Source organism: Agromyces sp. P2_B3, from assembly GCF_056404815.1.
In genome coordinates this window covers 85,014-111,617 of the sequence record NZ_JBFUDH010000009.1, presented here as the reverse complement: position 1 = coordinate 111,617, position 26,604 = coordinate 85,014, and the positions used below count along the sequence as shown (strand labels likewise).

Here is a 26,604-nt window from a genome sequence, read left to right as displayed (position 1 = left end):
GCGCGGCGGGGCGCGGGAGGGCGGGGACCGCGGGCACCGCAGGCACCGCGGGCACCGGCGCCCCGGCCGGCGGCGAGCGCGGTGCGGCATCCGTCGCTGGGGCGCCCTCGGCACCCGGGCCCGCCGTCGCAGAGCGCGCCGGTATCACCTCCTGGGACTGGGACGAACTGCCCGCCCATGTCGACACCCGCCAGGCGGGCAACGTGATCCGCGCCTACCCTGCGCTCGTCGACGAGAAGACCTCGGTCGCCCTGCGGCTCGTCGCCACGGCGGAGGAGCGCGACCGGCTGTCGCGCCGCGGCATCCGTCGGCTGCTCGTGCTGGCCACGCCCACGCCGGTCGCCTACGTGCAGGAGCACCTGTCGAACGAGGAGAAGCTCGCGCTCGCAGCCAGCGCCTACTCGGGACCGCGGGCGCTGCTCGACGACTGCCTGGCGGCCTGCGTCGAGGCCGAGCTGCGCACACGTCATCCCGACGGGCTGCTCTGGACGCGCGCCGAGTTCGAGGCCGTGCGCGACGCCGTCGCGGCGAGCGTCGTCGACCGGATGTTCGAGACGGTCGGGCTCGTCGCGCGCATCCTGCGCCTCGCGCGGGAAGCCGACCGGGCCATCTCGGGCGCCTCGAGCATGCAGCTCATGGCCGCGCTCGGCGACATGCGGAGCCAGCTCGCCGCGCTCGTGCCGACGGGATTCGTCTCGGCGACCGGTCTCGAGCGACTGCGGCACCTGCCCCGCTACCTCGAGGGCATCCTCCTCCGGGTTCGCAAGCTGCAGGAGAATCCCGGCCGGGACCGGCAGGCGATGAACCAGCTGGAGGCATCGATCGCCGCATTCGAGACGGCCGGCGGACGGATCCCCATCGACCCCGAGTCGCCCGCGCACCTCGTGCGCGTGCGCTGGATGCTCGAGGAGTTGCGGGTCGGCCTGTTCGCGCAGGAGCTCCGCACCGCCGAGACCGTCTCGCCGCAGCGCATCGCCAAGGCGCTCGCCGGCTGACGACGAGCGGGCGCACTCGCGCACGCAAGGGGTTGACCGCGCCCCATCGCGGGCGCAAGGTGGTCGCGGCCGGTGGCGCCCCTGCGATCCACCCGAATCACCCGATCCGAATCTCGCGAATGGCGCATCCCCCGGTTCTGCAGCGACGCAGGGAGAACATCGTGAAGAGAACGCACACCATCGGAGTCGGGGTGGTGGCTGCCACGGCGGTCATCGCGCTCGCCACCAGCACCGCACCAGCCATCGCGGCCGTGCCCACTGACACGAGCGGGCTGCGAGCCGCCGTGACCGCCGACGCCATCATGGACCACCTCGCCGAGCTCCAGGCGATCGCCGACGCGAACGACGGCACCCGCGCGAGCGGTACGCCCGGATTCGACGCCTCGATCGACTACGTCGCCGGCCTGCTCGAGGCCGCGGGCTATGAGGTGACCGTCCAGGACTTCCTGTTCAACTCGTTCCGTGAGCTGTCGGACCCGGAGTTCGACCAGGTGTCGCCGAACCCAACGGTGTACGAGCCGAACGTCGACTTCATCACGGCCGACTACTCGGGCAGCGGCGACGTGACCGCGCCGCTCCAGGCGGTCGACCTCGTCCTCCCGCCCGGGCCGGAGGCCGGCTCCTCGACGAGCGCGTGCGAGCCCGAGGACTTCGCGGACTTCGTCGAAGGGAACATCGCCCTCGTGCAGCGCGGCACGTGCGACTTCTCGGTGAAGGCCGACAACGCATTCGACGCGGGCGCCGTGGGCGTCATCATCTTCAACGAGGGCCAGGAGGGCCGCACCGAGACGCTCGCCGCCACCCTCGGGGCGGAGTTCGCCGACCCGATCCCGGTCGTCGGCACCTCGTTCGCGATCGGCGAGGAGCTCGCCGGACTGGCCGAAGCCGGCCAGGTGGTCGTCCACCTGCAGACCGACACGCTCATCGAGCTCGACGTGCCCACCTCGAACCTCATCGCGGAGACGCCGACCGGACGCGACGACCGCGTCGTCATGGCCGGCGCCCACCTCGACTCCGTGGCCGAAGGCCCGGGCATCGAGGACAACGGCACCGGCTCGGCGACGCTGCTCGAGATCGCGCTCCAGATGGCGAACCTCGGCATCGAGCCCCGCAACACCGTGCGCTTCGCATGGTGGGGCGCCGAGGAGGCGGGCCTCGTCGGGTCGCAGTACTACGTCGACTCCCTCACGAAGCGCCAGGCGAAGGACATCAGCCTCTACCTCAACTTCGACATGATCGGCTCGCCCAACTTCGGCCGGTTCATCTACGACGGGAACGGCGACGCCTTCGGCACCTCCGGCCCGAACGGAAGCGCCGGCATCGAGGGGGTCTTCGAGGACTACTTCGCCTCGCAGGGCCTCGCCACGGAACCGACGGCCTTCGACGGACGCTCGGACTACGACGCGTTCATCAGCGCCGGCATCCCGGCAGGAGGCCTGTTCACCGGAGCCGAGGACGCGAAGTCCGAGGACCAGGTCGCGCTCTACGGCGGCCTCGCCACGTACGAGGGCGAACCGGTCTCGTTCGACCCGTGCTACCACCAGGCCTGCGACAGCATGGACCCGATCGGTGACGGCGCGGACGCCGGCCTCTACGAGGCGCTGAATGACGCGTACGACGGCGCACTCGAGTACGAGGGCGTGATCAGCAACGTGAACACGCTGGCCCTCGAGCAGATGGCGGATGCCGCGGCGCACGCGATCCTCACGTACGCCATGTCGACGAGTGCGGTGAACGGCACGGCCAAGGCCTCCCCCGTCGCCGGGCAGCACGTCGGAGACCGTCTCGGTTCGCACTTCCGACGCTGAACGGACACGTCGGCCCTCCTTCCGGCACGGCCGAGGGGAGGGCCGACGCCCGCGTCGCGGGCGGGGCTCCCCGCGTCCGGCCGCCGACGCGTGCCACCTGCTGTCGCGGCATCCGCCTCGATAGAGTGGACGGACCGTGGGCAGCTACTCCGATCTCCTCAGAACCCCGGGCGTCGCTCGGATCATCGCCGCCCAGCTGACCGCACGATTCCCGTCGGGAATGCTGTCGCTCGCGTTCCTCCTTCATGTCGAACGGCAGACTGGCTCCTATGGCGCGGCGGGCCTCGTGCTCGCCGCGACCTCGATCGGCCAGGCCGTCGCCGGGCCGCTCACGAGCCGCCTCATGGGCCGCTTCGGCATGCGACCGGTGCTCATCACCACGCTGGCCGTCTGCGTCACCGCGATCGTAACGATCGGCGTCGTGCCCATGTCGGTGCCCGCGTACATGGCGGTCGGCCTCGTCGCCGGGCTCTCCACCCCGCCCGTGCAGCCCGCCGTGCGCACGATCTACCCGAAGATGGTGAACTCGCGCCAGCTCACGCCGCTGTTCTCCCTCGACGCCTCGGCGCAGGAGATCATCTGGGTCGTGGGCCCGGTCGTGACGACGTTCGTGGCGACGCAGGTCGGCACCGTCTGGGCCATCCTGCTCGCCGCCGCCATGATGGTCATCGGCGGCGTCTGGTTCATCTCGTCGCCCGAGCTCGGTCGCGTGCGGATTCCCCGCTCCAAGCGTCGCTTCGGCGCGGTGCTGGCCCGACCGGCCGTCATGCTGGCCACCATCGTCGGCTTCCTGCTCATCGGCGCGTGCGCCGCGGTCGAGGCGGGGGTCGTCGCCGCGTTCGGCCACGACGGCGCCGAGGCCGGCATCGTGCTCGCCGTCTTCTCCGTCGGCTCGCTCGCCGGCGGGCTCTTCCTCGGGCACGTCCCCATCGGGCCGTGGGCCACGGCCCGCCGCCTCTTCATCGTGTTCGTCGGCGTCGCGCTCGCGGCGTTCGCCATGGACTTCTGGTGGCTCGCGATCACGCTCTTCATCGCGGGCATCGGCATCGCCCCCGCACTCGCCGTGCTGTTCGCCATCGTGTCGGCGAGCGTGAAGTTCAGCGACACCGCAGAGGCCTACGGCTGGGTCGGCACCGGCCAGCTCATCGGCGCGGCGCTCGGCTCGGCGCTCGCCGGGTTCCTGATCGACGGGTCCGGGGCGCAGGGCGCGTTCTGGGCCGCATCCGGGTTGGCGTTCCTCGGCGTCGTCGCCGCCGTCATCGGCCGCCCGTGGCATCCGGACCTGCGTGGCCGCGATGCCAGCCCGATCCCCGACACCGAACCGGTGCCGCTGCAACCCAGTTGAGAGGAATCCGGATGCCCCAGCCCGTCGCCCCCGCCCCGACGCTGTCGCTCGACGACGGCGCCATGATCCCGCAGCTCGGCCTGGGACTGTACAAGGTGCCGGCCGGCGATGCGGAGGCGCTCAGCCGTACCGCGATCGACCTCGGGTACCGGCACCTCGACACGGCCGCGTTCTACGCGAACGAGGCGGAGGTGGGGCGCGCGGTGCGCGGGGCGCCCGTGGCGCGGGAGGAGCTCTTCGTCACCACCAAGGTCTGGAAGGACGACAACGGCTTCGACACCACGCTGCGCGCCTTCGACGCGAGCATGGACCGGCTCGGCCTCGACTCGCTCGACCTTTACCTCATCCACTGGCCGGTGCCGTCGACCGACCGCTATGTCGACACGTGGCGAGCGCTGATCCGGCTGCAGGAGGAGGGCCGCGTCGGATCCATCGGCGTGGCGAACTTCCATCCCCACCACATCGAGCGCCTCGTCGCCGAGACCGGGGTCGCGCCCGTCGTGAACCAGGTGGAGCTGCATCCGTGGCTGCCCCAGGCGGCGGTGCGCGAGTTCGATGCGGCACGCGGCATCCGCACCGAGGCGTGGTCGCCCCTCGCACGCGGCCGGGTGCTCGGCACGCCGCTGCTCGACGACCTCGCCGACAAGCACGGGCGCACGCCGGCGCAGATCGTGCTGCGCTGGCACGTCGAGCTCGGCAATGTCGTCATCCCGAAGGCGTCGTCGGCAGCGCGGCTGCGCGAGAACCTCGACGTCTTCGACTTCGCGCTCGACGACGAGGACCTCGCGGCGCTGGCCACGCTCGCGACCGGCGAGCGCACCGGACGCGACCCCGACCTCGACTGAGCCGCAATCCGATCGTGACCCGACTCCCAGCACGGGTCCAGACATCGCATTCCTGCCCGGCAATACAGTGAGCCCATGAGACGACTCGCACCCGCGGCGGCGGCCGCCGCGATCACCGCACTGCTCCTCTCCGGATGCTCGATGGGCGCGAACGACTCCACCGCGCCGATGGTCGAGGCCCCCGCCGGTCCCGTCGCACCCCAGCCGGGCGAGGTGCAGGACCAGTCAGCAGATCAGTCGGCGGAGTCGGCGAAGTCGCCCGCGTCGGCCGCCGACGCCGATTCGGCCGACCGCAGCGTCATCACCACCGGCTGGGCCTCGATCACCGTCGACGACCCCATCGCCGCCGCGGAGGATGCCGCGACCATCGCCAAGGACGCCGGCGGCCGCGTCGACAACCGCTCCGAGAGCCCCGGCACCGACGCGCAGCCGCCCAGCGCATCGCTCACGCTGCGAGTGCCGTCCGACCAGGTTGACGACGTGGTCGACGAGCTGCGGACGCTCGGCACCGTCAACTCGGTGTCCATGAACGCGTCGGATGTCACGCAGCAGCGCCAGGACCTCGACGCCCGCATCGAGGCCCTCACCGTGTCGGTCGACCGCCTCACGCAGCTGCTCGCCACCGCCACGACGGTGACCGACCTCATCGCCATCGAGTCGGAGCTGACAACCCGGCAGGCGGAGCTGGACAGCCTCACCCAGCAGCGGGACTCGCTCGTCGACCAGATTGACTACGCCACGATCGGCCTCGAGCTCGTGACCGCGGCGGCCGCGCCCGACCCCCAGCCCGACGATTTCTGGAGCGGCATCGTGGTCGGCTGGAACGCCCTCGTCGGCTTCGCCGCGTGGCTCGGGGTGGCGATCGGCGTGGCCCTGCCGTGGCTGCTCGCCGCGCTCGTCACGGGCGCCGTCGTCATCCTCATCGTCGTGCTGACCACCCCCCGCCGGCGGCCGGCCGATGACGCGGCGGCCGCCCCGCGCCACGACTCCCCCGAGGCGTAGTCTGGCGTCGTGAGCGCGACGCCAGACTCCGTCCTCGACGACGAACTCCTCGAACGGGTGCGCGAGCGCGCCGCCGGATACGACCGCGACAACGCGTTCTTCGACGCGGACCTCGTCGACCTCCGCGAAGCCGGGTACCTCACGGCCCTCGTGCCCGAGGAGTACGGCGGGCTCGGCTGGAGCTTCGAGGACGCCGTGCGCGCGCAGGGGCGCCTGGCCGGCGCGGCGCCTGCCACCGCGCTCGCCGTGAACATGCACCTCGTGTGGACCGGCGTCGCGAAAATCCTCCGCGACCGGGGCGACGACACGCTCGACTTCCTGCTGCGCGAGGCCGGTGCCGGCGAGGTGTTCGGGTTCGGCATCAGCGAGGCCGGCAACGACCTCATGCTGTTCGGGTCGCGCACCGCGGCCGAACCGCAGCCGGGCGGCGGCTACCGCTTCAGCGGGCGCAAGATCTTCACCTCGCTCTCTCCGGCGTGGACGAGGCTCGGCACGATGGGCCTCGACACGTCGTCGGCCGATGCACCGAAGATCGTCTACGGGTTCATCGATCGGGAGGATCCCGACATCCGGATCCTCGACGACTGGGACACCCTGGGCATGCGTGCGTCGCAGAGCCGCACGACGGTGCTCGACGGCGCGTTCGCGGCGCCCGACCGCATCGTGCGACGCCTCGACCCCGGCCCGAACGCCGACCCCCTCATCTTCGGCATCTTCGCGAGCTTCGAGCTGCTCCTCGCCGCGGTGTACTCCGGGATCGGCGCCCGCGCGCTCGACCTCGCGGTGGCGGCCGCCCACCGGCGCACCTCGATGCGGCGCGACGGCGCGCCGCTCGCGCAGGACCCCGACATCCGCTGGCGGGTCGCCGACGCGGCGATCGCCCAGGACGCGATCGAGCCGCAGCTGCTCGCCGTCGCCAGAGACCTCGATGGACTCGTCGACCACGGCTCACGCTGGTTCGCCAAGCTGGTCGGCGTGAAGGTGCGCGCGACAGAGACGGCGAAGCACGTCGTCGACCAGGCCGTGCGCGTGTCGGGCGGCTCGTCGTACTTCTCCGGGTCGGAGCTCGGGCGGCTGTACCGCGACGTGCTCGCCGGCATCTTCCATCCGTCCGACGACGAGTCGGCGCACAGCACGGTGGCCAACGCCTGGCTCGGTCCCGTCGAGGGCTAGCGTTCGACGCTAGACTGGCGGCGCGGTGTCGATGCCGCGCCGAGCAGCTGGAGGTCCCTGTGAACGTCGTCGCCTTCCTCATCGCGATGGGATTCTTCATCCTCGGCATGTGGCTCATGGGCTTCGCGTTCGAGGTGCCGGCCTTCCAGGCGGTCACGTTCTTCGGCGGCATCCTCTGCGTGGCCCTCGCCGTGGCGATCCCGGTCAACATCCTCGGTCGCGCCGACGGCGTCTGACGGGTGACCCTCCCCCGTCGCGCCACCCGCGTCACGTACCCGGGCGGTGCCCTCGAGGCGGTCACGCGAGTCGTCCACGTCGCACCCGTGAATGATGGCCTGCTGGCGGTCTTCACCGAGTCCACGAGCTTCCATCCCGTCGACGCCGCATGGCCCGACCAGCCCGCCGACGCCGGCGTCATCCGGTGCGCAGCGGGTGACGTCGTCGTGCGCGATGCAGTCGTCACCGCCACCGACGGCGAGGCGCTGCACCTCGGCTCCGAGATCCCCGTGCGCACCGGCACCGACGGCTGGGTCTTCCTCGTCGCGCACCTCGTCGACGCCGACGCGGCCATCGCTGAGGGCGACGAGGTGACCATCGAGGCGGATGCCGCGACGCGGCGCGCCCTGTCGACCGGCCACACGGCCTGCCACCTCGCCTCGCTCGCGCTGAACCGGGCACTCGCCTTCCGCTGGTCGAAGCCGACCCGCGAGGATGCCCTCGGCAGTCCCGACTTCGACGCCGCGGCGATCTCCTCGTCGCGCATCGTGCCGAACGGATCGGTGGACCGCTACCGGCTCAACAAGTCGCTGCGTCGCGCCGGGTTCGACGCGGCGTCGCTCACCGGAGATCTCGATGCACTGCAACGCGAGGTCGCCGAGCAGCTCGACGCCTGGCTCGCGACCGGCGGGGCCGTTCGGGTGGACGCCGCAGGCGACGGGCTCACCGACCGACGCACCTGGGTGTGCGAACTGCCCGACGGCACCGCGCGCATCGCGTGCGGCGGCACGCACCTCACCTCCCTCGCCGAGCTGTCGGCGATCGTGCCCTCGTTCTCGCTGGTCGACGATGGCGGGACCCCCGTGCTCGAGATGACGAACGAGGCCCGGCTCCGACACTGACGGGCCGGTGCCGACGACACCGTGCGGCGGGGTTACGATAGCGCTCGTGGGTATTCATATCGAGAAGGTCGACCTTCCCGGGATCGGCGTTCGCCACGACCTCGTCACCGAGGGCGGCCGGCGGATCAGCGTGGTCTCGCACCGGGACGGTGAGCGCGACCTGGGCGTCTTCGACGTCGACGACCCCGACGCCTGCCGCGACTCCATCCCGTTGAACGACGACGAGGCGGCGGCCCTGGCCGACGTGCTCGGAGCATCCGTCATGCTCAGCCGGCTGCAGAGCCTCAGCGACGAGACCGCGGGCCTGTACACCGAGCAGATCGCACTTCCGACGGACTCGCCCTACCTGAATCGCACGCTCGGCGACACGAAGGCACGCACGCGCACCCACGCGTCGATCGTGGCCATCGTTCGCGACGGGGCGATCATCCCCTCCCCCACGCCGGCAGAGCGGCTGCGCGCGGGCGACGTCATCGTTGGCGTCGGGACTCGTGAAGGACTCGACGGAGTAGCCAGGCTCCTCTCCAACGGCCCCGGCTGAGGCGGCCTGCATGCACGAGACCACGCTGCTCCTCATCGAAGTCGGCGCGCTGCTTCTCGGCATGAGCCTGCTCGGGCGTCTCGCCCTCCTCATCGGCATCTCGCCGATCCCGTTCTACCTGCTGCTCGGCCTCGCGTTCGGCGAGGGCGGGGTGATCCCGCTCGACGCGAGCGCGGAGTTCCTGCAGACCGGTTCCGAGATCGGGATCATCCTGCTCCTCGCCCTGCTCGGCCTCGAGTACACGGCGACCGAGCTCTTCACGAGCCTGAAGTCGGCGCGGCTGCCCGGCATCCTCGACGGCATCCTGAACGCCATTCCCGGCGCGGCCCTCGCGCTGCTGCTCGGGTGGGGACCCGTCGCCGCGGTGGCGCTCGCCGGTGTCACGTGGGTCTCGTCGTCGGGCGTCATCGCCAAGCTCCTGCGCGACCTCGGCCGGCTCTCGAACCGTGAGACGCCCGCGATCCTCGCCGTGCTCGTGATCGAGGATCTCGCGATGGCCTTCTACCTGCCAGTCCTGTCGGCGATCGTCATCGGGGTGAGCCTCCTGCAGGGCGCGATCTCGGTCGCGATCGCGGTCGGCGTCGTGGCGCTCATCCTCTACGTCGCGCTCCGGCATGGGCACATCGTGTCGCGGCTGTTCCCGGCCGACGAGTACGAGCCCCTTCTGCTCGGCGTGCTCGGACTCACCATGCTCGTGGCCGGGCTCGCCGCGCAGGTGGGCGTCTCCGCCGCCGTCGGCGCGTTCCTCGTCGGCATCGCGCTCTCGGGACGGGTCGCCGCGAACGCGAGCCAGGTGCTCACCCCGCTGCGCGACCTCTTCGCCGCGACGTTCTTCGTGTTCTTCGGGCTGACGAGCGACTCGTCGGGACTCGTCCCGATGCTGCTTCCCGCGGCCGCGCTCGCGGTCGTCACCATCTTCACCAAGCTCATCACGGGCGCCTACGCGGCCCGGCAGGCCGGGGTGGGCACCCTCGGCCAATGGCGCGCCGGCCTGTCACTCGCCCCGCGCGGAGAGTTCTCGATCGTCATCGCGGGCATCGCCGTGGCCGCCGGCGTCGCGCCCGCGATCGCCCCGCTGGCCACCGCCTACGTGCTGATCACCATCATCGCCGGCACGTTCCTCGCCCGGCTTCCGGATGCCGCGTGGTTCAGGGCCGCCGTGCGCCGCCGCGCCGCCCGGACCACCGCGGCGACCGGCTCGGCCTGACGCCGGGCGACTCAGTCGGCCGGATGCTCGGCCGCGGCCGCGGCATCCGCGCGGTCGGCGGCGGCGAGGAGATCGAGCTCGGCGTCCGCGGCATCCGCTGCCTCGAGGAGTTCTCGGACCCGGGGCACGACGAGCGTGGCATACCGTTCGATACTGCCCATCATCGCCTCGTGCGGCAGGGTGCCGTTCGAGTACTTCAGGTCGAAGCGCACCGCGCCGACCGTGCGCATGGCCCCGGCGATCTTCTGCGCGACGGTCTCGGGCGAGCCCGCGTAGAGGGCGCCGTTCGGTCCGGCCTCGCCCTCGAAGTGCTCACGCGTGACCGGGCCCCAGCCGCGCTCCTTGCCGATGCGGTCGATGATGACCTTGTAGTGCGGCCACAGCACGTCGAGGGCCTCGGCGTCGCTGTCGGCGATGAATCCGGGCGAGTGGATCGCGACCGGCTGCTCGGGGTGCCCGAACTGGGCGAGCGCGCGGCGGTAGAGGTCGGCGAGCGGAGCGAAGCGCGCCGGGCTGCCGCCGATGATCGCCAGCACGAGGGGCAGGCCGTAGTGGGCCGCACGCACCACGGACTCGGGGCTGCCGCCGACGCCGACCCAGGTCTTCAGGCGCCCGTGCTCCACGGGCGGGTAGACGAGCTGGTCGGTGAGCGGGGGCCGGAGCTCGCCGCTCCACGTGACGGGCTCCTGCGGCAGCAGCGCCGAGAAGAGGTTGAGCTTCTCCTCGAAGAGCTCCTGGTACTGCTCGAGGTCGAAGCCGAACAGCGGGAACGACTCGATGAACGAGCCGCGGCCGAGGATGACCTCCGCGCGGCCGCCCGACAGCCCGTCGAGCGTGGCGAAGCGCTGGAAGACGCGCACGGGGTCGTCGGAGCTCAGCACGGTCACGGCCGAGCCGAGGTGGATCCGCTCGGTGCGCCCAGCGATCGCCCCGAGCACGACCTCGGGCGCGGAGACGGCGAACTCGTGCCGATGATGCTCGCCGATGCCGAAGAAGTCGAGGCCCAGTCGATCCGCGAGCACCGCCTCCTCGACGACGTTGCGCAGCACCTGCGCGTGCGGCAGCGGGGTGCCGTCGGGCCCCGCCGTCACGTCACCGAAGGTGTCGAGTCCGAATTCGTAGCGCTGGGCCATGTCCTGCCTCATCTCCGCGTCTGCATGCGTACGCATCTTCCACGCCAACTCGCGTCACGCCGAGCGTATTCCCCAGAACCCGGCGAGCGCGCGGGAATGCCGAAGGGAGCAGCGGCGTTGGCGGATGATGTCGACGCATGCATCGGGCGCGTCGGCGAGAATGGAGGCGTGGACGTGACGGATCGGCCGGTCATCGGCATCTTCGGTGCGGGCAAGGTGGGCACTGCGCTCGCCCGGCTGCTCGTGGCATCCGGGTACGACGTCCTCATCGCCGGCTCGCCCCGACAGACCGCGCTCGACCTGCTCGTCTCGGTCGTCGCGCCCGGCGCACGAGTCGTCACCCCCGCTGCGCTCGTCGAGGGCGCGGACGTCATCATCGTGGCCGTGCCGTTCGGCAAGGCCGGCTCCGTGCCCTGGGAGGACTTCGGCGGGCGCATCGTCGTCGACGCCATGAACTACTGGCCGCCGGTCGACGGGCACATCTCCGCCATCGACGACGACGAGCGGTCGACGAGCGAGATCAACGCCTCCCGCAACCCGCTCGCCCGGGTCGTGAAGTCGCTGAACCACGTCGGCTACCACGAGATGGAGGACGACGCGATGGACGCGGGGTCCCCGCTGCGCCGAGCCCTCGCCGTGGTCGGCGACGACGCCGACGCCCGCGCCGTGATCGCCCGACTCATCGACGACATCGGGTTCGACGCGGTCGACGGCGGACCGCTCGCCAACGGGCGGGCACTCGAGCCCGGCCATCCGGCGTTCGGCCGTGAGCTGTCGGCCTCGGAACTCGCGGCGCTGCTCTCGCCGGCGGCCCACCTCGCCGCCTGAACTGCCTCAGGCGGCCTGCGAGATGCGGACGGTGTTGCCCGACGGGTCGCGGAAAGCACAGTCCCGGGGGCCCCACGGCTGGTCGATGGGCTCCTGGAGCACCTCGGCCCCCGAGGCCCGCACCGTCTCGAACGTGGCGTCGATATCGTCGGAGCTGAAGACGAGCATCGGCAGGACGCCCTTGGCGAGCAGCTCCTGCATCGCGTCGCCGTCGGCCTTCGAACGGCCTGCGTGCGGCTCGGAGAGCACGATGCCGAGGCCGGGCTGGGCATCGCTGCCGAGTGTGACCCAGCGATGCTTCCCCGAGGCCACGTCGTTCACCACCTGCAGGCCGAGTGCGTCGCCGTAGAAGGCGATGGCCTCGTCGACGTCGTTCACGGTGATGTTGGTGTACTGGAGTGCGATGGTCATGGAGGCGACTCTAGGCCGCGCTCACGCCGCCGGCTTCTCCGATCCTGCTCGATGCGTTCCGCACCGGGCGGGTGTGCGCCTTGGCGACGCAGGCCGGCATCGCGTTGACGGCGTCGTGCTCCCGGCTGCGGTACGCCGACGGCGACTCGCCGACGATCTCGGAGAACCGCGAACTGAACGACCCGAGCGAGGTACAGCCGACCGCCATGCAGGCGTCGGTGACGCTCACGCCGGCGCGCAGCAGCGCCATGGCGCGCTCGATCCTGCGGGTCATGAGGTAGCTGTAGGGCGTCTCGCCATACGCCGCGCGGAACTGCCGTGAGAAGTGCGCCGGTGACATGAGCGCCTTCTCGGCCATGGTCGGCACGTCGAGCGGCTTCGCGTAGTCGCGGTCGATGAGGTCCCGCGCCCGGCGCAGGTACACCAGGGTCTCGAGCTCCTGCGGGGTCATGTTCCCGACGCTAGCATTCGGCGCCGCGGTTGTCAGCGGTGCCCATGGGGGCCGTCTCCTAGGGTGGAGCAATGCCCGAACCCGCGACCGTGCGCCCCGGCGCGCCGGAGCGCCTCGCCCGGATGGTGCAGCTGCCGACGGTGTCGGCTGAGCTGGCGCAGCGGGGGCCCTCCGACTTCGAGCGCTTCCGGGAGTTGCTCGCCGAGCTCTATCCCCTCGTACACGCGAACCTCGCATTCGAGCAGGTGACCCCGCTCGGACTGCTGTTCCGCTGGCAGGGACGAGGTGACGGCGACCCGGTGGTGCTCATGGCCCACTACGACGTCGTCCCGGCCGTGGAGGCGGACGGCTGGACGTTCCCGCCGTTCGAGGGGCGCGTCGGCGACGGGTCGGTGCACGGGCGGGGCACGCTCGACGACAAGGGACCGCTGCTCGTGCTGCTCGAGGCGGTGGAGAACCTGCTCGCCGACGGGTTCACGCCGGCCCGCGACGTGTACCTCTCGTTCGGCGGCGACGAGGAGAGCAATGGGGAGGCCGCCCGGGCCATCGCCGACCTGTTCCGCGACCGCGGACTCACACCCTGGCTGGTGCTCGACGAGGGTGGGGCGGTGGTCGACGCGCCGCTGCCCTTCGTGAAGGTGCCGGCTGCGATGGTGGGCGTGGGCGAGAAGGGCGTCCTGACCCTGCGCCTCGGCGCACGAGGGGAGGGCGGCCATGCGTCGGCGCCACCCGCGACGACGCCGACCGCGCGCATCGCCCGCGCCGTGCACCGGCTCACGCCGAATCCGTTCCCGAAGCGGATGCCGCGGTCGATGCGCACCATGCTCGCCACGTTCGTCCCGCACACGACCGGCGCCGCGCGGATGCTGCTCCGGGCGCTCACCGCCGTGCCCTGGCTCACCGCGCGCGTGTTCGCCCGCGTCGGCGGCGAGCCCTCCGCCCTCGTGCGCACGACCGTGGCGGCCACCATGCTGTCGGGCGGCACCGCCGACAACGTGCTCCCCGCGAGCGCGAGCGCGACCCTCAACCTTCGCATCGCGGTCGGCGAGACGGTCGGCTCCGCGGTCGCGCGCGTACGACGGGTCATCCGTGACCGCGCCGTGACGGTGGAGGTCGTGGCGGGCAGCGATCCGTCTCCCGCTACCTCATGATGGCGGCGACCGATTCGCGCTGGTTCCACCGGTTCTCGCCGGGGGTCTACCGCTTCGCGCCGCTGCAGATGACGGCGGCGCAGCGGGCGTCGATCCACGGGGTCGACGAGTGGGTCACGATCGACAGCCTCGAACGCGGCGAGCGGTTCCACCGGGCGCTCATCTCCTCGCTCCCCGAGTGACCGAACGGGTCGGCCCGAGTGAACGAACGGGACCGCCCGAGCCGGTGCCGACCGGAACGCTCGACCCACTAGGGTGAATCCACCCCCACCCGAAGGAGCCCCGATGACGCGTGCTGCCAGACTCGGACCGGTCGCCGCCATCGTCGGCTTCCTCGCGTTCGTGGAGTTCACGAGCGGCATCCTGCAGGGCTACTACACGCCGCTGCTGACCGACATCGCCCGCCACCTCGGCATCCACGACGCCGACGTGAACTGGCTCGAGGGCACCCAGCTCATGCTCTCGGCCCTCGTCGTGCCCGCGTTCGCGAAGCTCGGCGACATGATCGGCCACAAGCGCATGCTGGTGTGGTCGACGGCCATCACCGCGGTCGCGTCCACGGCGCTCGCGTTCACCGACCAGTTCTGGGTGTTCCTCGCGGCATGGGCACTGCAGGGGTTCTACGTCGTGTGGCTGCCGCTCGAGATCGCGCTGATCTGGTCGCGCAGCCGGTCGGCCGAACGCCCCGCCGCGATGACGCGCAAGGCGGCGGGCCTGCTCGTCGCCGCCCTCGAGTTCGGGGCGATCGCCGGGGCGCTGGCGGCCGGCGCCCTGGCCGACGTGCTGCCGATGCAGGTGCTGCTGCTCATCCCCGCCGTCGCCGTCGTGCTGTGCCTCGTGGTCGTCGTGTTCGGCGTGAAGGAGTCGCCCGGGCTCGCCGGCGGCCGTTTCGACACGGGCGGCCTGGTGCTGATCTCCCTCGCGCTCCTGGCGCTCACCGGCGGCCTCAGCTTCATGCGCCTCAACGGCCCCGCCGACCTGCTGAGCTGGGCGCTGGTGCTGCTCGGCGCGCTGCTCGTGATCCCGTTCGCGCGGTACGAGCTCCGCCATGACGACCCGCTCATCGACGTCCGGATGTTCCGCTCCCCCTCGCTCTGGCCCGTCTTCCTCACGGCCGGCCTCTTCGGCGTGAGCGTCCTCGGGGCGCAGGCGCCGCTGTCGACGTTCGCGCGCACGGACGTCGCCGAGGTCGGGTACGGGCTCGGCGCCACGAGCTTCCAGACGTCCCTGCTCGTCGGTTCGTACGTGCTCTCGCTCGTCGTCGGCGCCATGCTGTTCCCGCTCGCGACCCGGTGGATCACCCCACGTGTCGCGCTCATCGGCGCCAGCGCGCTAGTGTCGATCGGCTACCTGTTGTTCCTGCCGTTCCACGAGGGATACGGGCAGGTGCTCGCGAACATGGTCATCGCCGGCGTCGGCTCCGGCGCGCTCGTCGCCGCGCTGCCCGCCGCCGCCGCGGCGGCCGCCCCGGCGCACCAGACCGGCGTCGCGACCGGGCTCACCAACTCGGTCAAGACGGTCGGCGGGGCGATCGCGTCGTGCGTCTTCGGCATCGCGCTGCTCGGTGCCGCCGGCGAGGCCGCCACCGGCACCGCGGGATCCTTCGCGGGCTACGTCACCGTCTGGCTGGTCTGCGGCGTCACCGCGGCCGTGGCGGCCGTGCTGCTGGCATTCGTGCCGAAGCTGGCGTTCTCGGATGCACCCGCCGTGGAGGGCGCCACGGTCGTACGCTGACAGGCAGTGCGCCACGCGAGCGAGGGAGCAGTCGATGACGGATGCCGCGGAGCTGGTCGCGACGCTCGAGGGGCTCGCCACCGTGGCCGAGCGCGAGAAGTACACGCGGTACTTCCCGCCCGACCCCGACGCGCCGTTCATCGGGGTGCGGATGGGGGCGGTGTTCGACCTCGCGAAGACCGCACTCGACCTTCCGATCCCCGAGCTCCAGACGCTGCTCGAGCGGCCGACCCACGAGGTGCGGGCACTCGCCTGCAGCATCATGGGCAAGTCGGCGGCGGCCGGGAAGACCACCGACGGGCGACGGACCGACCTCTACGAGCTGTACCTTCGGCGGCACGACCGCATCGACCAGTGGGACCTCGTGGATCTCGCCGCACGAGACGTCGTCGGAGGGTACCTGCTCGACCGCGACCGCTCGCCGCTGGCCCGCCTCGCGGCATCCGGATTCTGGCCCGAGCGCCGCACCTCGCTCGTGGCGACGTTCGCGTTCCTGAAGCGCGGCGAGCTCGACGACGCCTACCTCCTCGCCGAGACGCTCGCCGCGGACCCGGAGCCGCTCGTGCAGAAGGCGCTCGGCTGGGTGCTTCGAACGGCAGGCGATCATGATCCAGCCCGCCTCATCGCGTTCATCGAGCCGAGGGCGGCGACCATGCCGCGGGTGGCGCTCCGCGCCGCGATCGAGCACGTCCCGAAGGACGAACGCGCGCGCATCCTCGCCATCCGGTGAGCGGCGGTCGCGGCATCCGCCCGACCTCGTGCGGTTCAGGCGAGCGAGCGCTTCTGCCGTCGCCGGGCGCCGAGGTCGAGGAGGCCCACCGCGAACGCGACGGCGATGAACATCGCCACGGCGAGCATGCCGAGGGTGTAGGCGTCGTGGTACACACTGAGATCGCCCGAGTCGGCGGTGCCCGTCTCGCGGTAGATGGTCGCGTAGAAGAGCGACAGCGTGACCGCCGTGCCCACGGCCGTGCCGATGCGCTGCCCGAGCTGGCCGACCGAGCCGGCGAGGCCGCCCTGCTTGACGGGGATGTCGGCCAGCGCGAGGGTCTGGTTCGGTGAGATCACGAGGCCTCCGCCGAAGCCCGCGACCACCATGGCGCCGGCCATCGCCCACGGCGTGATCTCGGGCGAGGTCAGGAGGGCGGCGAGCACGAGCAGTCCGATGCCGGCGAGCACCGTCGCGAGGCCGACGACGACGAGCGGACGGCCCAGGCGGTTCACGAGGTTCCCGCCGATCCACGACGACACGGCGCTCATGAGGGCGAACCCGATGCTCACCATGCCCGCGAACACCGGTGCCAGGCCCAGCCCGTGCTGGAGGTAGAGCGTCGTCAGCAGGAACATCGACGGCGCCGCCGCGAAGTACGCCGAGGCGAGCACCGTGCCGTTGCGATACGAGCTCACCCCGAACAGCGAGAGCGGCACGAGCGGGTGGCGTCCGGATGCCGCGTAGTGCCGTTCCCACGCGACGAAGCCGCTCGCGGCGATCACGAACACGACGAGCAGCCACCACCGGGCGGGGTTGTCGTCGGGCGATCCGGTGGTGAAGAGGAACGGCCACATCAGCGAGACGATCGTGACGGCGAAGAGCAGGAGGCCGACCGGATCGAGCTCGAGCGGCCTCGACGACTTGGTCCTCGTGTCGGGGAGGAGCCAGAGCGCCAGCGCGATGGCGGCGAGCGAGAGGGGCACGTTCATCCAGAAGATGCCGCGCCAGCCGTCCTCCGGGCCGCCGATCGCGATCGCGAGCCCGCCGAGCGTCGGGCCGAACGCCGTCGCGATGCCGATCGTCGCGCCGAACAGGCCGAACGCCTTGCCGCGCTCGGCGCCCTGGAACAGCTGCTGGATCAGGCCGAGCACCTGCGGCATCTGGATGCCGGCCGCGACGCCCTGCAACAGCCGCGCCACCAGCAGGAACTCGCCGGTCGGCGCGAGCGCGCAGGCCAGGCTCGTGACCGTAAAGAGGCTGAGCCCGATCACGAAGAGCGCACGGCGCGAGCGCTGGTCGCCGATGCGGCCCGCCGGCACGAGCGTCAGCCCGAACGCGAGCACGTAGCCCGACACGATGAGCTGCAGCTCGGTGGAGGTCGCGCCGAACGCCGACTCGATCGACGGCAACGCCACGTTGACCTTCGTGAGGTCGAGGATCGTCAGCCCGGCGACGGCGACGCACACCCAGTACGCACGCCAGCGCTTCGCGTCCGTCAGTGGGATCGACTGCGTGGGCGTGGGCTGCGACATCCCGTCCACCCTACGCCCGGGTCGGTCGGGGACGGTCGCGGACGACCGTGAGCGGACGTGAACGGATGTCGCAGAACGGAGAACGGCCGGCATCCGAGTGGATGCCGGCCGTCGAAGTGGACCCAGGGGGATTCGAACCCCCGACCTTCTCATTGCGAACGAGACGCGCTACCAACTGCGCCATGGGCCCGAGCGAGAACGACTCTATCATTTCTCGCGGGATGGTTCGGACCACCCACGGGTGCCGGTCAGCCGGCCTGCCGGCGTCGTCGCAGCACGGCGTCGAGGTCGTCGAAGCCGGGCGCCGCGTCGTCGATGATGCCCATGCGGGCGTAGGGGCTGGCGGGTTCGAGCCGTTCGCGAGCGGATGCCGCGGGCTCGGCCGGCTCGGCGGATGCCACGGCCGCGGGGGCGATCGACGGCACGGCCGGCTCCAGTCGCTCGACCCGGCGGGCGACCTCGGCGTCCAGCTCGGCGCGCTTGAGCTCGGCCGCCGCCTCGACCGAGGCCATCGCCATCGCCGCGATCGTGCCGCGTGAGAGGTGCAGCGGCTTGGGCAGCGGCCGCGGCACCCAGCCGTGGTCCTCCGCCTCGGGCTCGGCGAGCTCGATGGGCTCGAACGGCACGGACTCGGGCGCCGCCACCGGGGCTGCGGCGAGGACGGACGGCACGCGCACGCGCGCCAGGCGGGCGAGCAGGCCGAGCGCGACGATCACGCCTCCCGCTCCGACGCCCGCGATGAGGAACGTGGCGCCGAAGGCCGTGGCGACGAGGCCGACGACGACGGTGAGCAGCGAGACGAGGAGGAAGAGCGAGCTGAGTCCGCGGCGCCGGCGAAGCGCGCGTCGTCGGCGTGCGGCATCCGTCGCCGTCACCGGTGCCGGCGTCGCGCCCGACGGCCGATCCGTCACGGTGGACGAGGTCGCAGCGGGCGGGGTCACGACCGTGATCGGCTCGGTGACCGTCGCCTGCGCCGCAGCCGCGAGCTCCCGAGCGGTGGCGGCGGCTTCCTCGGCCGCGAGGCGTTCGGCGATCGCGAGGAGCTCGGCAGCCTCGGCCTCGAGCCGGGCGGTCTCCTCGTGCTCGTGCAGGATGCGCTGCTGGACGGCGACCTCGCGGGCGGTCGCCTCGACGCGCACCTCCTCGGGGGTCTCGCTCGTCTCGGCGAGGATGCGGAGCGTCTGCTGCAGGCGCACGGCGTTGCGCTCGGTGTCGAGGTACTGCCGGCGGCGGAGCCAGCTCGGCAGCAGGTACGCGATCCAGAGCGCGGCGGCCGCCGCCACGAGCACGCCACCGCCGATCACGTCCATGCGACCACGCTAGGTCACGGTGGACGAATGGCTCGGCTGGTCGCGGGCGTGTTCAGCGATCGGCGACGTGGAGCGGGTACGCGGCGGCGGCTCGGTCTTCCGCCGGGATGCGCGCGGCATCCGCCGGCACCTGTCCGTCGCGCCAGCGGCGGAGGACTCCGCGCGGCACCTCCTCGGCCACCAGGGCGAACGAGAAGTGGTCCCGCCACTCGCCGTTGATGTGGATGAACCGCCGCCGCAATCCCTCGTAGCGGAACCCGAGCTTCTCGACCACGCGCAGCGACGGCTGGTTCTCGGGCCGGATGCAGATCTCCATGCGGTGCAGGCGCAGCACCGAGAAGCAGTGGTCGGTCGCGAGCGCGACGGCGGTGGGCGTGATGCCCCGGCCCGCGACCGACTGCGACACCCAGTAGCCGATGGTCGCCGACGACAGCGACCCGAACGTGATGGACGACACGTTCAACTGCCCCACCAGTTCACCGTCGAGCTCGATGACGAACGGCAGCGCGTGGCCGGTGCGGGCGTGGGCCAGGAGGTTCCGGATGCTGGCCCGCGTGTCGATGAACGACCCGCCGCCCGGGTACGTGGCCTCCCACTGCCGGAGCCAGCCGCGATTGTCGAGCAGCACGCGCTCGAGCGCCTTCGCGTCGCGCGCGCGGATCGGCCGCAGGGTGACGTCCGCGTCACGCAGCGTGGGGATCGCGGCCGTCGCCATGGATCAGCTCCGGCCGAAGCCGGCGACGTAGTCGACCAGCCAGGGCTTCAGCTCGGGACCGAGGTCGTCGCGGTCGGCGGCGAGCTGCACGACCGCCTTGATGTAGTCGAGCTTGTCGCCCGTGTCGTAGCGGCGCCCGCGGAACACCACGCCGTACACGCCGCCGGTGCCCTCGACGTCGGCCGCCATCTCCATGAGCGCGTCGGTGAGCTGGATCTCGCCGCCCTTGCCCGGCTCGGTGTGCTCGAGCACGTCGAACACCTCGGGCTTCAGCACGTAGCGTCCGATCACGGCGTAGTTCGACGGCGCGACGTCCTTCGCGGGCTTCTCGACGAGCCCGGTGACCCGGACGACGTCGGGGTCGTCGGTGGGCTCCACGGCGGCCGCGCCGTAGAGGTGGATCGAGTCGGGGTCGACCTCGAGGAGCGCGACGATGGTCGCACCGCGCTTGTCGTGCTCGTCGAGCATGCGGGTGAGCAGCGGATCGCGCGCGTCGATGAGGTCGTCGCCGAGGAGCACCGCGAACGACTCGTCGCCGACGTGCTTGCGTGCGCGCAGCACGGCGTGGCCGAGGCCCTTGGGGTCGCCCTGGCGCACGAAGTGCACGTCGGCGAGGTCGCTCGACTCCTGCACCGTCGAGAGCTTCGCTCCGTCCCCCTTCTCCTCGAGGGTGTGCTCGAGCTCCGCGACGCGGTCGAAGTGGTTGGCGAGCGCGTTCTTGTTGCGACCGATGATCATGAGCACGTCGTCGAGCCCGGCCGCGACGGCCTCCTCGACGACGTACTGGATCGCGGGCTTGTCGACGACCGGGAGCATCTCCTTGGGCATCGCCTTCGTCGCCGGGAGGAATCGCGTGCCGAGGCCCGCGGCGGGGATGACGGCCTTCGTGATCCGTTGAGTCATGCCGACAGCGTAACCGGATGTCGCGACACGGCGCAGGGCCGACGCGGAGTCGCCGTCGTCCTAGGATGTCTGCCATGCCCGACGATCCGGACGTCCAGAAGCGCGTGCTGCGCGCCGAGCTCCGGGAGCGCCGCCAGAACATGCCGGCCCACGAGCGCGAGCTCGCCACGGAGGGCTTCACCGCGCGCCTCCAGGAGCTCGTCGGGTCGACCGACGCCGAGTCCCTGTCGTGCTACCTCTCGATGCCGACCGAGCCCGACACGCGGCCGTTCGTGAACTGGGCTGAGGCCCGCGGCATCCGGGTGCTGTTTCCGATCACCCGCGAGGACGGGCTGCTCGACTGGACGGTCGGCGAGGAGGAGGTCGAGACGCAGGGCCTGCACGGCGTGCCCGAGGCGGTCGGCGAGCTGCTCGGCCCGATGGCGATCAACGACGTCGACCTCATCCTCGTGCCGGCCGCCGCGGTCGACGTCACGGGCATGCGACTCGGCTGGGGCCGCGGCTATTTCGACAAGACCCTCGGTTCGATGGGAAAATGTCCCCCGGTGTACGCCGTCGTCTTCGACAGCGAGTTCGTCGAGCGGGTGCCGCGCGAGGTGCACGACCAGGCCGTGAACGGCATCGTGACGCCCACGCGCATCATCGCGTTCTGACCGGCGCACCACGATCCGGAAGAGTCACATGCCCACGTATTCCTACCGCTGCACCGAGTGCGACAACGCCTTCGACATCCACCAGGCCTTCACCGACGACGCCCTCACGGTGTGCGAGGTGTGCGGGGGTCGCCTCCGCAAGCTCTTCAACACCATCGGCGTGACGTTCAACGGCTCGGGGTTCTACCGCACCGATTCCCGGGCCGATGGCGCGAAGGGCAAGTCGGATGCCGCGTCGGGCTCCTCGGGGTCCGGCAGCGGGTCGTCCGGATCGTCCGGCTCCGGATCGTCCGGCTCCGGTTCATCCGGCTCGGGCACGGGCGGATCGTCGGCAGGCTCGTCAGGGTCGTCGGGCTCGACCGGTTCGTCGGGATCCTCGGGCGGCGCGAACTCGACCGGGTCGGGCTCGTCGGCTAGCGTGGCCTAGGCGTGCCCGCGCGGGGCGCAGATCGAGGAGGCGGCGTGCTCAAGGGGTTCAAGGAGTTCATCCTCCGCGGGAACGTGATCGAGCTGGCCGTCGCGGTCGTCATCGGCGCGGCGTTCACCGCCGTCGTGAACTCGATCGTGAACAACCTCATCAACCCGCTGATCGGCGCGATCTTCCGCGCCGACAGCCTCGACACGGCGCTGGTCTGGTCGATCCCGACCCTCGACGGCGGCACGGCGGACGTGAAGTTCGGCGCGGTGCTCGGATCGATCCTGACGTTCGCCATCGTCGCGGCCGTCGTGTACTTCGTCTTCGTGATGCCGATGAACCACCTGAAGGACCGCACGGCCGCGAAGCGCCAGGCCGGAACCCCCGACGCCGACGAGCCCGAGACCGAGGTGACCCTGCTCTCCGAGATCCGCGACCTGCTGGCCGAGCGCGACCGCGTCGCGCCCGCGCAGGGCATGGAGCCCGTCGCCGCGGCCACCCCCGGCAAGCACGCGGAGTAGCCCCGATCACCGCGGCTCCCACCGGATCCGGCTCGCAGAGGCCGCGTCCGGGATCAGGCCATGGCGCTCACCAGTGCGGCGGCCGCTCCCTCGTGATCCGCTCGTCGTCGGCGCTGGGGCGACCGCGCTTCGGCTGCGGCGACTCGCCCGTTCCCGCTTCCGTCCCCGTCGTCGCCGGCTGCTCGGGCGACGGGTCGGACCCGGGCGCCGGGGTGAGCCGCGCGCGACGGGACTTCCCGCCGGCGCGCTCCACGCGCTGCCTGGGCTCGTCGGGCATCAGCTCGCCGCGGCATCCGCTGGGTTCGCCTCGGGCTTGCCGAGGACGGTGGCGACGCGGTTGGCGACCGCCTCGGGGTTGCCGAAGAGCTCGAAGCTGTGCACCCGCAGGTAGTGCCAGCCGAGCCGTCGCAGCACGTCGGGCCGAAGCCGGAGGGACTCCCGCAGGCTGAGCCCCTCGAACGCCTCGTCGGTCTCGACCACCACCGCCTTGCCGGCGTGGGCGGCCGCAAGCGGCAGCCGGCCGCGATGGTCGACGCTGACCCGGATGCCGCGCCGCGCCAGCCGTGCGGCCAGGTCGGCCAGCATCGACGCCCCGGCCTCGCCGTCGACGTCGGCCGCGGCGCGCTCCTCGGTCTGGCTGAGGATGTTCGCGAGCGCGAGCACGCCGTGGGACTGGCGCTCCTCGTCGATGTCCTCGGGCCGGAACGCGGAGACGAGGTCCATCGAACGCCGGGCGCGCGTCATGGCGACGGCGAGCAGCCGGTCGCCGCCCGGCTCGCCGAGCGAGCCGAAGTTCGACAGCAGCCGGCCGTGCGGGGTGCGGCCGTAGCCGACGGAGAAGATGACGCGATCCCGGCTCTGCGCCACGGCCTGCTCGAGCGTGAGCACCGTGAACGGCTCGGCGCGGTCCTTGAGGATGAAGTCCGACAGGTCGGTGCGCTTGGCGAACGCCGCGAGCACCGACTGGTGCACCCGTGCCGCGTGCCGGGCGCTCGCGGTGATGACCATGAGCGACTCGCGCGGCCGCTTCACGGCGTGGTCCATCACGAGCTCCACGACCTTCGCGACCTCGGAGTCGATGCTCTCGACCGTGCCCGTGACGGCGTCGGGGAGCCCGTTGCCGCGGACGTAGTGCAGCCCGAGGCTGCCGTGGCCGAGGAAGCTGCCCGCCCAGGGCAGGGACTGGATGCGTCCGGCGTAGAACCGGCGGTTCACCAGCTCGGCGAGGTCCTCGCCGCCGGCGCGGTAGCTGCGCGTGAGGGTGAGCGTGGGCAGCAGCTCGCCGAGCCGGGCCAGCGCGGAATCCGCGTGCAGCGCATCGACGCCGTGCTCGGTGGTGCCGGCCGAGCCGGGCTCCGAGTCGTCGATGCCGGTCTCGAACACGGTCGGGGTCTGCGTCACCGGGTCACCGAACGCGACGACCTGCCGTGCGCGCCGGATCGCGCCGAGGTTCTCCGCGATGGTCGTCGAGCCGGCGTCCACGAGCACCACGGTGTCGAAGGGGATCGCGTCGTCGATCTCGGCCACCTCGTACGGCGACGCGAGCCAGATCGGCGCGAGCGTGCGGAACAGGTGCGGCGTCTCGGCGTGCAGCGCGGCGGGGCGCACCCGGTCGCCGCGGAGCATCCGCTTCAGTCGCTGCGCCTCGTCGGGATGATCGACGAGCGCGACCTTCCAGTTCTCGGCGAGGTGCCAGGCCAGCTGCGGACCCGCTGCCGACGCATGCGCCTCGTCGACGAGGCGGAAGTCGCCCTCGAGGCGGTCGAGCACCGTCGTGTTCGCGCCGAGGAGCGCCTTGTCGCCGGCGAGCATCGATTCGAGCACCGACTGCCACCAGGCGAGCTCGAGCTCGGCGGCGACGGCGCGCTCGGGCACGTGGCGCTTGGCGAGGTCGAGGAGCAGCGGGTCGAGGCCGAGGTCGCGCAGGCGCGAGAGCACCGCCGTGCGCTCCTGCAGGTTCGTGAGCACCTCCGACTCCGCGGCGAGTCCGCGAAGATCGGAGACCAGCTCGCGCACGGGCCTCGCGGCGAGCTGCCGAGGGGTGCCCACCACGCCGAGCGGCGCATCGAGCGCGGCGAGGTCGGTCGCGACCGTGCGGAAGGCGACGTGCACGTCGTCGATGCCGACCGGCACGCTGGGGATGGCGCCCGCCTCCGAGTAGCGCTGCCACAGCGTGCGTTGCTGCTGGATGCCGCGGAGCGCGCCGTTGAGGTCGGTGACGTGCACCCCGGGGCGCACGTACTCGAGGGCCAGGCGCCGGAGGCGCCGGCGGTTGGGACCCGACATCCCGGGCGAATCGCGGCGGGCCGACGTGGCGGCGATGAGCTCGCCGAGGGGACGGTCGAACACGGACGGCTGGAACCGGTCGAGCGTCTCGCGCACGTCGAGGAGCAGGCGCAGGAAGACCCCCAGCTCGGCGACCGACTCGAAGGGGCGCAGGCGGGTCTGCGCGATCAGGGCGCGACCGCGCTCGAGCAGCCGGGGCAGCTCCGTGGCGTCGAGCCGCTTCGCGAGGTCGTGGGCGTGCGTCGCCTCATCGGAGGAGGTGAACGACGCGCCGTACCAGGGCGAGTCGCCCGGACCGTACCGGAACTCGCCGAGCTCGGCGGCCCGGGCGAGGTCGTGCGCGACACGGTCGCGACCGGTGGCGAGCGCCACGAGCGAGGCGTGGTCGAGCCGGGCGGTCGTGGACGGGGCCTCCCGCAGCTGCGCCAGCTTGGCGAGCTCGCCGAGCGCGTCGAGCACCGACACGTGCAGCTCGGGGTCGTCGCGAGTCAGGGCCGTGCGGTAGTCGAGCAGCACCTTGCGGAGCCGCACGAGCGCGTCGTCGACGTCGGCGACCCGCGGCTGCTCGGCCTTCTCGTTGCGGGAGATCGCCTGGATGAGGTCGCGTCGGAGGCTCGCCGTGGAGACCGCGGCACCGCCCAGGCCGACCTGGCCCAGGCGATGCGCGATGCCGTCGAGGCTCGCACGGCGGGCGCCGACCACGAGGACGCGCTTGTCCTTGGCGACGAGTGCCCCGATCGCGTTGACGATCGTCTGGGTGCCGCCGGTGCCCGGCAGCGTCTTGACGACGAGCGACGACCCCGACTCGATCTCGGCGACGACCTGCTCCTGCTCAGGATCCGCATCGAGGAGGAGGTGGTCGGTCGACGGCGGACGCTGGTCCTGCGGCACCGGCCGGGCCCGCTCGCCCTGCTCGGCGAGCGAGGCGCGCGCGGCCGCGTTGCCGGCGATGGCGTCGATGACGGGGTGGTCGAGCCGTCGCACGTCATCGGCCATCGCCGGACCGACCTCCGCGAAGGCCGACACGACGAGTCGCGGCGCGACGTGGAACCAGGGCAGGTGCGAGGTGAGACCGCGCAGGCGGTCGATCACGGGCTGGGGCTTGAAGACCCCGTTGGTGATCGCGAGGGCGACGAAGGCGTCGGCATCGAGCGTGATCTGGAACTGCTCGCGCAGCTCGCGGGCGAGGGCCGGGTTGAGGTACGGCTGGCCCTTGAGCTTCAGCTCGAAGTCGCGGCCGTAGCGACGGATGGCGAGGGGGCGGAGCAGGACTGGCGCGAGGTATTCCTCGCCGGCATTGCGCCACGACGCGAGCCCGATCGCCAGGTGCACCGACTCGATGCCGCGCACCGACCGGAGCTCGATGCCCTTCTGGGTGATCTCCGCGGCCGCGAGCCGCGCGTTGCGCAGCGCGAGCTCGTCGCGGATGAGGCTCGAGAGCAGGGTCGACTTGCCCGTGATGAACTGCGGCAGGCCGCCCGGATGCGTCGTGGACAGCTCGATGCGGGTGCGCGGCGTGTCGACGAAGCGCACGAGCGGCGACCGGCCGCCGACCTCCGCGAGCTCGCCGCGCCAGCGGTGCCACGCGGGCTCCGCCACATTGCCGGCGACGAGTTCGGGGTCGCCGAGGCTGACTCCGTCAGGGCTCGTGGTGTCGTGTCGCATGGGATCCGGGGTGAGTTGCTCCGCGGCGCCGTCCGGCTCGGACCCGAGGAGGTCCTCCTCGTCATGGTTCCGATCGAGCCGCCACACACGGACACCATACGTGGCTTCGCACGGAATCGAGGGAGCATCGCCGGTTCCGGCGGCGTTTCG

The 26,604-nt window shown here is 71.9% G+C and carries 27 protein-coding genes and 1 tRNA gene; 18 read left to right on the top strand and 10 right to left on the bottom strand.

What is annotated here, in order from left to right:
- The 10 genes from AC1DZA_RS14280 to AC1DZA_RS14235 all read left to right on the top strand — a co-directional run.
- A partial coding sequence (locus AC1DZA_RS14280; RefSeq protein WP_476773234.1) for a DUF3418 domain-containing protein occupies window positions 1–995 on the top strand: 995 nt, incomplete at its 5' end.
- 161 nt (window positions 996–1,156) lie between these two features.
- Window positions 1,157–2,803 carry a M20/M25/M40 family metallo-hydrolase gene (locus tag AC1DZA_RS14275; RefSeq protein WP_476773233.1) on the top strand — a complete coding sequence of 549 codons (1,647 nt, stop codon included), beginning with the start codon at window positions 1,157–1,159 and terminating at the stop codon, window positions 2,801–2,803.
- A 136-nt stretch (window positions 2,804–2,939) separates the two neighbouring features.
- The gene (locus AC1DZA_RS14270; protein WP_476773232.1) at window positions 2,940–4,148 is read left to right on the top strand and encodes an MFS transporter; all 1,209 of its coding nucleotides are present in this window, start codon (window positions 2,940–2,942) and stop codon (window positions 4,146–4,148) included.
- 11 nt (window positions 4,149–4,159) lie between these two features.
- The gene (locus AC1DZA_RS14265) at window positions 4,160–4,993 is read left to right on the top strand and encodes an aldo/keto reductase (RefSeq protein ID WP_476761156.1); all 834 of its coding nucleotides are present in this window, start codon (window positions 4,160–4,162) and stop codon (window positions 4,991–4,993) included.
- 75 nt (window positions 4,994–5,068) lie between these two features.
- Window positions 5,069–5,995: a DUF4349 domain-containing protein gene (locus tag AC1DZA_RS14260; protein WP_476773231.1), complete on the top strand. Its 927-nt coding sequence runs from the start codon at window positions 5,069–5,071 to the stop codon at window positions 5,993–5,995.
- 9 nt (window positions 5,996–6,004) lie between these two features.
- On the top strand, window positions 6,005–7,168 hold the full coding sequence (locus AC1DZA_RS14255; RefSeq protein ID WP_476773230.1) for an acyl-CoA dehydrogenase family protein: 1,164 nt from the start codon (window positions 6,005–6,007) through the stop codon (window positions 7,166–7,168).
- 59 nt (window positions 7,169–7,227) lie between these two features.
- Entirely contained in the window at window positions 7,228–7,404 is a 177-nt protein-coding gene (locus AC1DZA_RS14250; protein WP_476773229.1) for a hypothetical protein, read from the top strand.
- Window positions 7,405–7,407: 3 nt separating this feature from the next.
- Window positions 7,408–8,286: a metal-dependent hydrolase gene (locus AC1DZA_RS14245; protein WP_476773228.1), complete on the top strand. Its 879-nt coding sequence runs from the start codon at window positions 7,408–7,410 to the stop codon at window positions 8,284–8,286.
- 46 nt (window positions 8,287–8,332) lie between these two features.
- Window positions 8,333–8,827, top strand: a complete 495-nt coding sequence (locus AC1DZA_RS14240) for a cation:proton antiporter regulatory subunit (protein WP_476761152.1) — start codon at window positions 8,333–8,335, stop codon at window positions 8,825–8,827.
- Window positions 8,828–8,837: 10 nt separating this feature from the next.
- Window positions 8,838–10,034, top strand: coding sequence for a cation:proton antiporter (locus tag AC1DZA_RS14235; protein ID WP_476761151.1), 1,197 nt, complete (start codon window positions 8,838–8,840; stop codon window positions 10,032–10,034).
- 11 nt (window positions 10,035–10,045) lie between these two features.
- Here the strand turns inward: AC1DZA_RS14235 and AC1DZA_RS14230 are convergent, their stop codons facing one another.
- Complete coding sequence (locus AC1DZA_RS14230; RefSeq protein WP_476773227.1) at window positions 10,046–11,167, bottom strand: LLM class flavin-dependent oxidoreductase; 1,122 nt, start codon at window positions 11,165–11,167, stop codon at window positions 10,046–10,048.
- Between the two features lie 168 nt (window positions 11,168–11,335).
- Here AC1DZA_RS14230 and AC1DZA_RS14225 point away from each other — a divergent pair, with 168 nt between their 5' ends.
- Complete coding sequence (locus tag AC1DZA_RS14225) at window positions 11,336–11,995, top strand: NADPH-dependent F420 reductase (protein WP_476761149.1); 660 nt, start codon at window positions 11,336–11,338, stop codon at window positions 11,993–11,995.
- A gap of 6 nt (window positions 11,996–12,001) precedes the next feature.
- Here the strand turns inward: AC1DZA_RS14225 and AC1DZA_RS14220 are convergent, their stop codons facing one another.
- Both AC1DZA_RS14220 and AC1DZA_RS14215 read right to left on the bottom strand, forming a co-directional pair.
- A complete protein-coding gene (locus AC1DZA_RS14220) occupies window positions 12,002–12,406 on the bottom strand; it encodes a VOC family protein (protein WP_476773226.1) in 405 nt (134 codons plus the stop codon).
- A gap of 10 nt (window positions 12,407–12,416) precedes the next feature.
- A complete protein-coding gene (locus AC1DZA_RS14215) occupies window positions 12,417–12,857 on the bottom strand; it encodes a helix-turn-helix transcriptional regulator (protein WP_476773225.1) in 441 nt (146 codons plus the stop codon).
- 71 nt (window positions 12,858–12,928) lie between these two features.
- Between AC1DZA_RS14215 and AC1DZA_RS14210 the strand changes: the two genes are divergently transcribed.
- The 4 genes from AC1DZA_RS14210 to AC1DZA_RS14195 all read left to right on the top strand — a co-directional run bounded on the left by AC1DZA_RS14210 (window position 12,929) and on the right by AC1DZA_RS14195 (window position 16,472).
- The gene (locus AC1DZA_RS14210) at window positions 12,929–14,008 is read left to right on the top strand and encodes a M20/M25/M40 family metallo-hydrolase (protein ID WP_476773224.1); all 1,080 of its coding nucleotides are present in this window, start codon (window positions 12,929–12,931) and stop codon (window positions 14,006–14,008) included.
- Window positions 14,005–14,190, top strand: coding sequence for a hypothetical protein (locus AC1DZA_RS14205; protein WP_476773223.1), 186 nt, complete (start codon window positions 14,005–14,007; stop codon window positions 14,188–14,190). Before AC1DZA_RS14210 ends, AC1DZA_RS14205 begins: the two co-directional genes overlap by 4 nt.
- Window positions 14,191–14,293: 103 nt before the next feature.
- Window positions 14,294–15,742, top strand: a complete 1,449-nt coding sequence (locus tag AC1DZA_RS14200; RefSeq protein WP_476773222.1) for an MFS transporter — start codon at window positions 14,294–14,296, stop codon at window positions 15,740–15,742.
- A 34-nt stretch (window positions 15,743–15,776) separates the two neighbouring features.
- Entirely contained in the window at window positions 15,777–16,472 is a 696-nt protein-coding gene (locus AC1DZA_RS14195; RefSeq protein WP_476773221.1) for a DNA alkylation repair protein, read from the top strand.
- A 35-nt stretch (window positions 16,473–16,507) separates the two neighbouring features.
- Here AC1DZA_RS14195 and AC1DZA_RS14190 read toward each other — a convergent pair whose 3' ends face one another.
- The 5 genes from AC1DZA_RS14190 to galU form a co-directional block, all read right to left on the bottom strand.
- The gene (locus AC1DZA_RS14190) at window positions 16,508–17,986 is read right to left on the bottom strand and encodes an MFS transporter (protein ID WP_476773220.1); all 1,479 of its coding nucleotides are present in this window, start codon (window positions 17,984–17,986) and stop codon (window positions 16,508–16,510) included.
- Between the two features lie 117 nt (window positions 17,987–18,103).
- Window positions 18,104–18,176 (bottom strand) — tRNA-Ala (locus AC1DZA_RS14185).
- A 58-nt stretch (window positions 18,177–18,234) separates the two neighbouring features.
- Entirely contained in the window at window positions 18,235–19,296 is a 1,062-nt protein-coding gene (locus AC1DZA_RS14180) for a hypothetical protein (RefSeq protein WP_476773219.1), read from the bottom strand.
- A gap of 52 nt (window positions 19,297–19,348) precedes the next feature.
- Entirely contained in the window at window positions 19,349–20,011 is a 663-nt protein-coding gene (locus AC1DZA_RS14175) for a GNAT family N-acetyltransferase (protein ID WP_476761141.1), read from the bottom strand.
- 3 nt (window positions 20,012–20,014) lie between these two features.
- Window positions 20,015–20,914 carry a UTP--glucose-1-phosphate uridylyltransferase GalU gene (galU, locus tag AC1DZA_RS14170; protein WP_476761140.1) on the bottom strand — a complete coding sequence of 300 codons (900 nt, stop codon included), beginning with the start codon at window positions 20,912–20,914 and terminating at the stop codon, window positions 20,015–20,017.
- A gap of 74 nt (window positions 20,915–20,988) precedes the next feature.
- On the opposite strand from galU, the gene AC1DZA_RS14165 reads away from it, so the two are divergent.
- The 3 genes from AC1DZA_RS14165 to mscL are packed head-to-tail and all read left to right on the top strand — an operon-like array spanning window position 20,989 to window position 22,503.
- A complete protein-coding gene (locus AC1DZA_RS14165; protein ID WP_476773218.1) occupies window positions 20,989–21,567 on the top strand; it encodes a 5-formyltetrahydrofolate cyclo-ligase in 579 nt (192 codons plus the stop codon).
- Window positions 21,568–21,595: 28 nt separating this feature from the next.
- Window positions 21,596–21,994: an FmdB family zinc ribbon protein gene (locus AC1DZA_RS14160; protein WP_476773217.1), complete on the top strand. Its 399-nt coding sequence runs from the start codon at window positions 21,596–21,598 to the stop codon at window positions 21,992–21,994.
- Between the two features lie 35 nt (window positions 21,995–22,029).
- Entirely contained in the window at window positions 22,030–22,503 is a 474-nt protein-coding gene (gene mscL, locus AC1DZA_RS14155; protein ID WP_476773216.1) for a large conductance mechanosensitive channel protein MscL, read from the top strand.
- 67 nt (window positions 22,504–22,570) lie between these two features.
- On the opposite strand, the gene AC1DZA_RS14150 is transcribed toward mscL, so the two are convergent.
- Both AC1DZA_RS14150 and AC1DZA_RS14145 read right to left on the bottom strand, forming a co-directional pair.
- Window positions 22,571–22,780, bottom strand: a complete 210-nt coding sequence (locus AC1DZA_RS14150) for a hypothetical protein (protein ID WP_476762791.1) — start codon at window positions 22,778–22,780, stop codon at window positions 22,571–22,573.
- Entirely contained in the window at window positions 22,780–26,454 is a 3,675-nt protein-coding gene (locus tag AC1DZA_RS14145) for an AAA family ATPase (RefSeq protein WP_476773215.1), read from the bottom strand. The genes AC1DZA_RS14150 and AC1DZA_RS14145 overlap by 1 nt, the downstream gene beginning before the upstream one ends.
- Window positions 26,455–26,604: the final 150 nt, after the last annotated feature.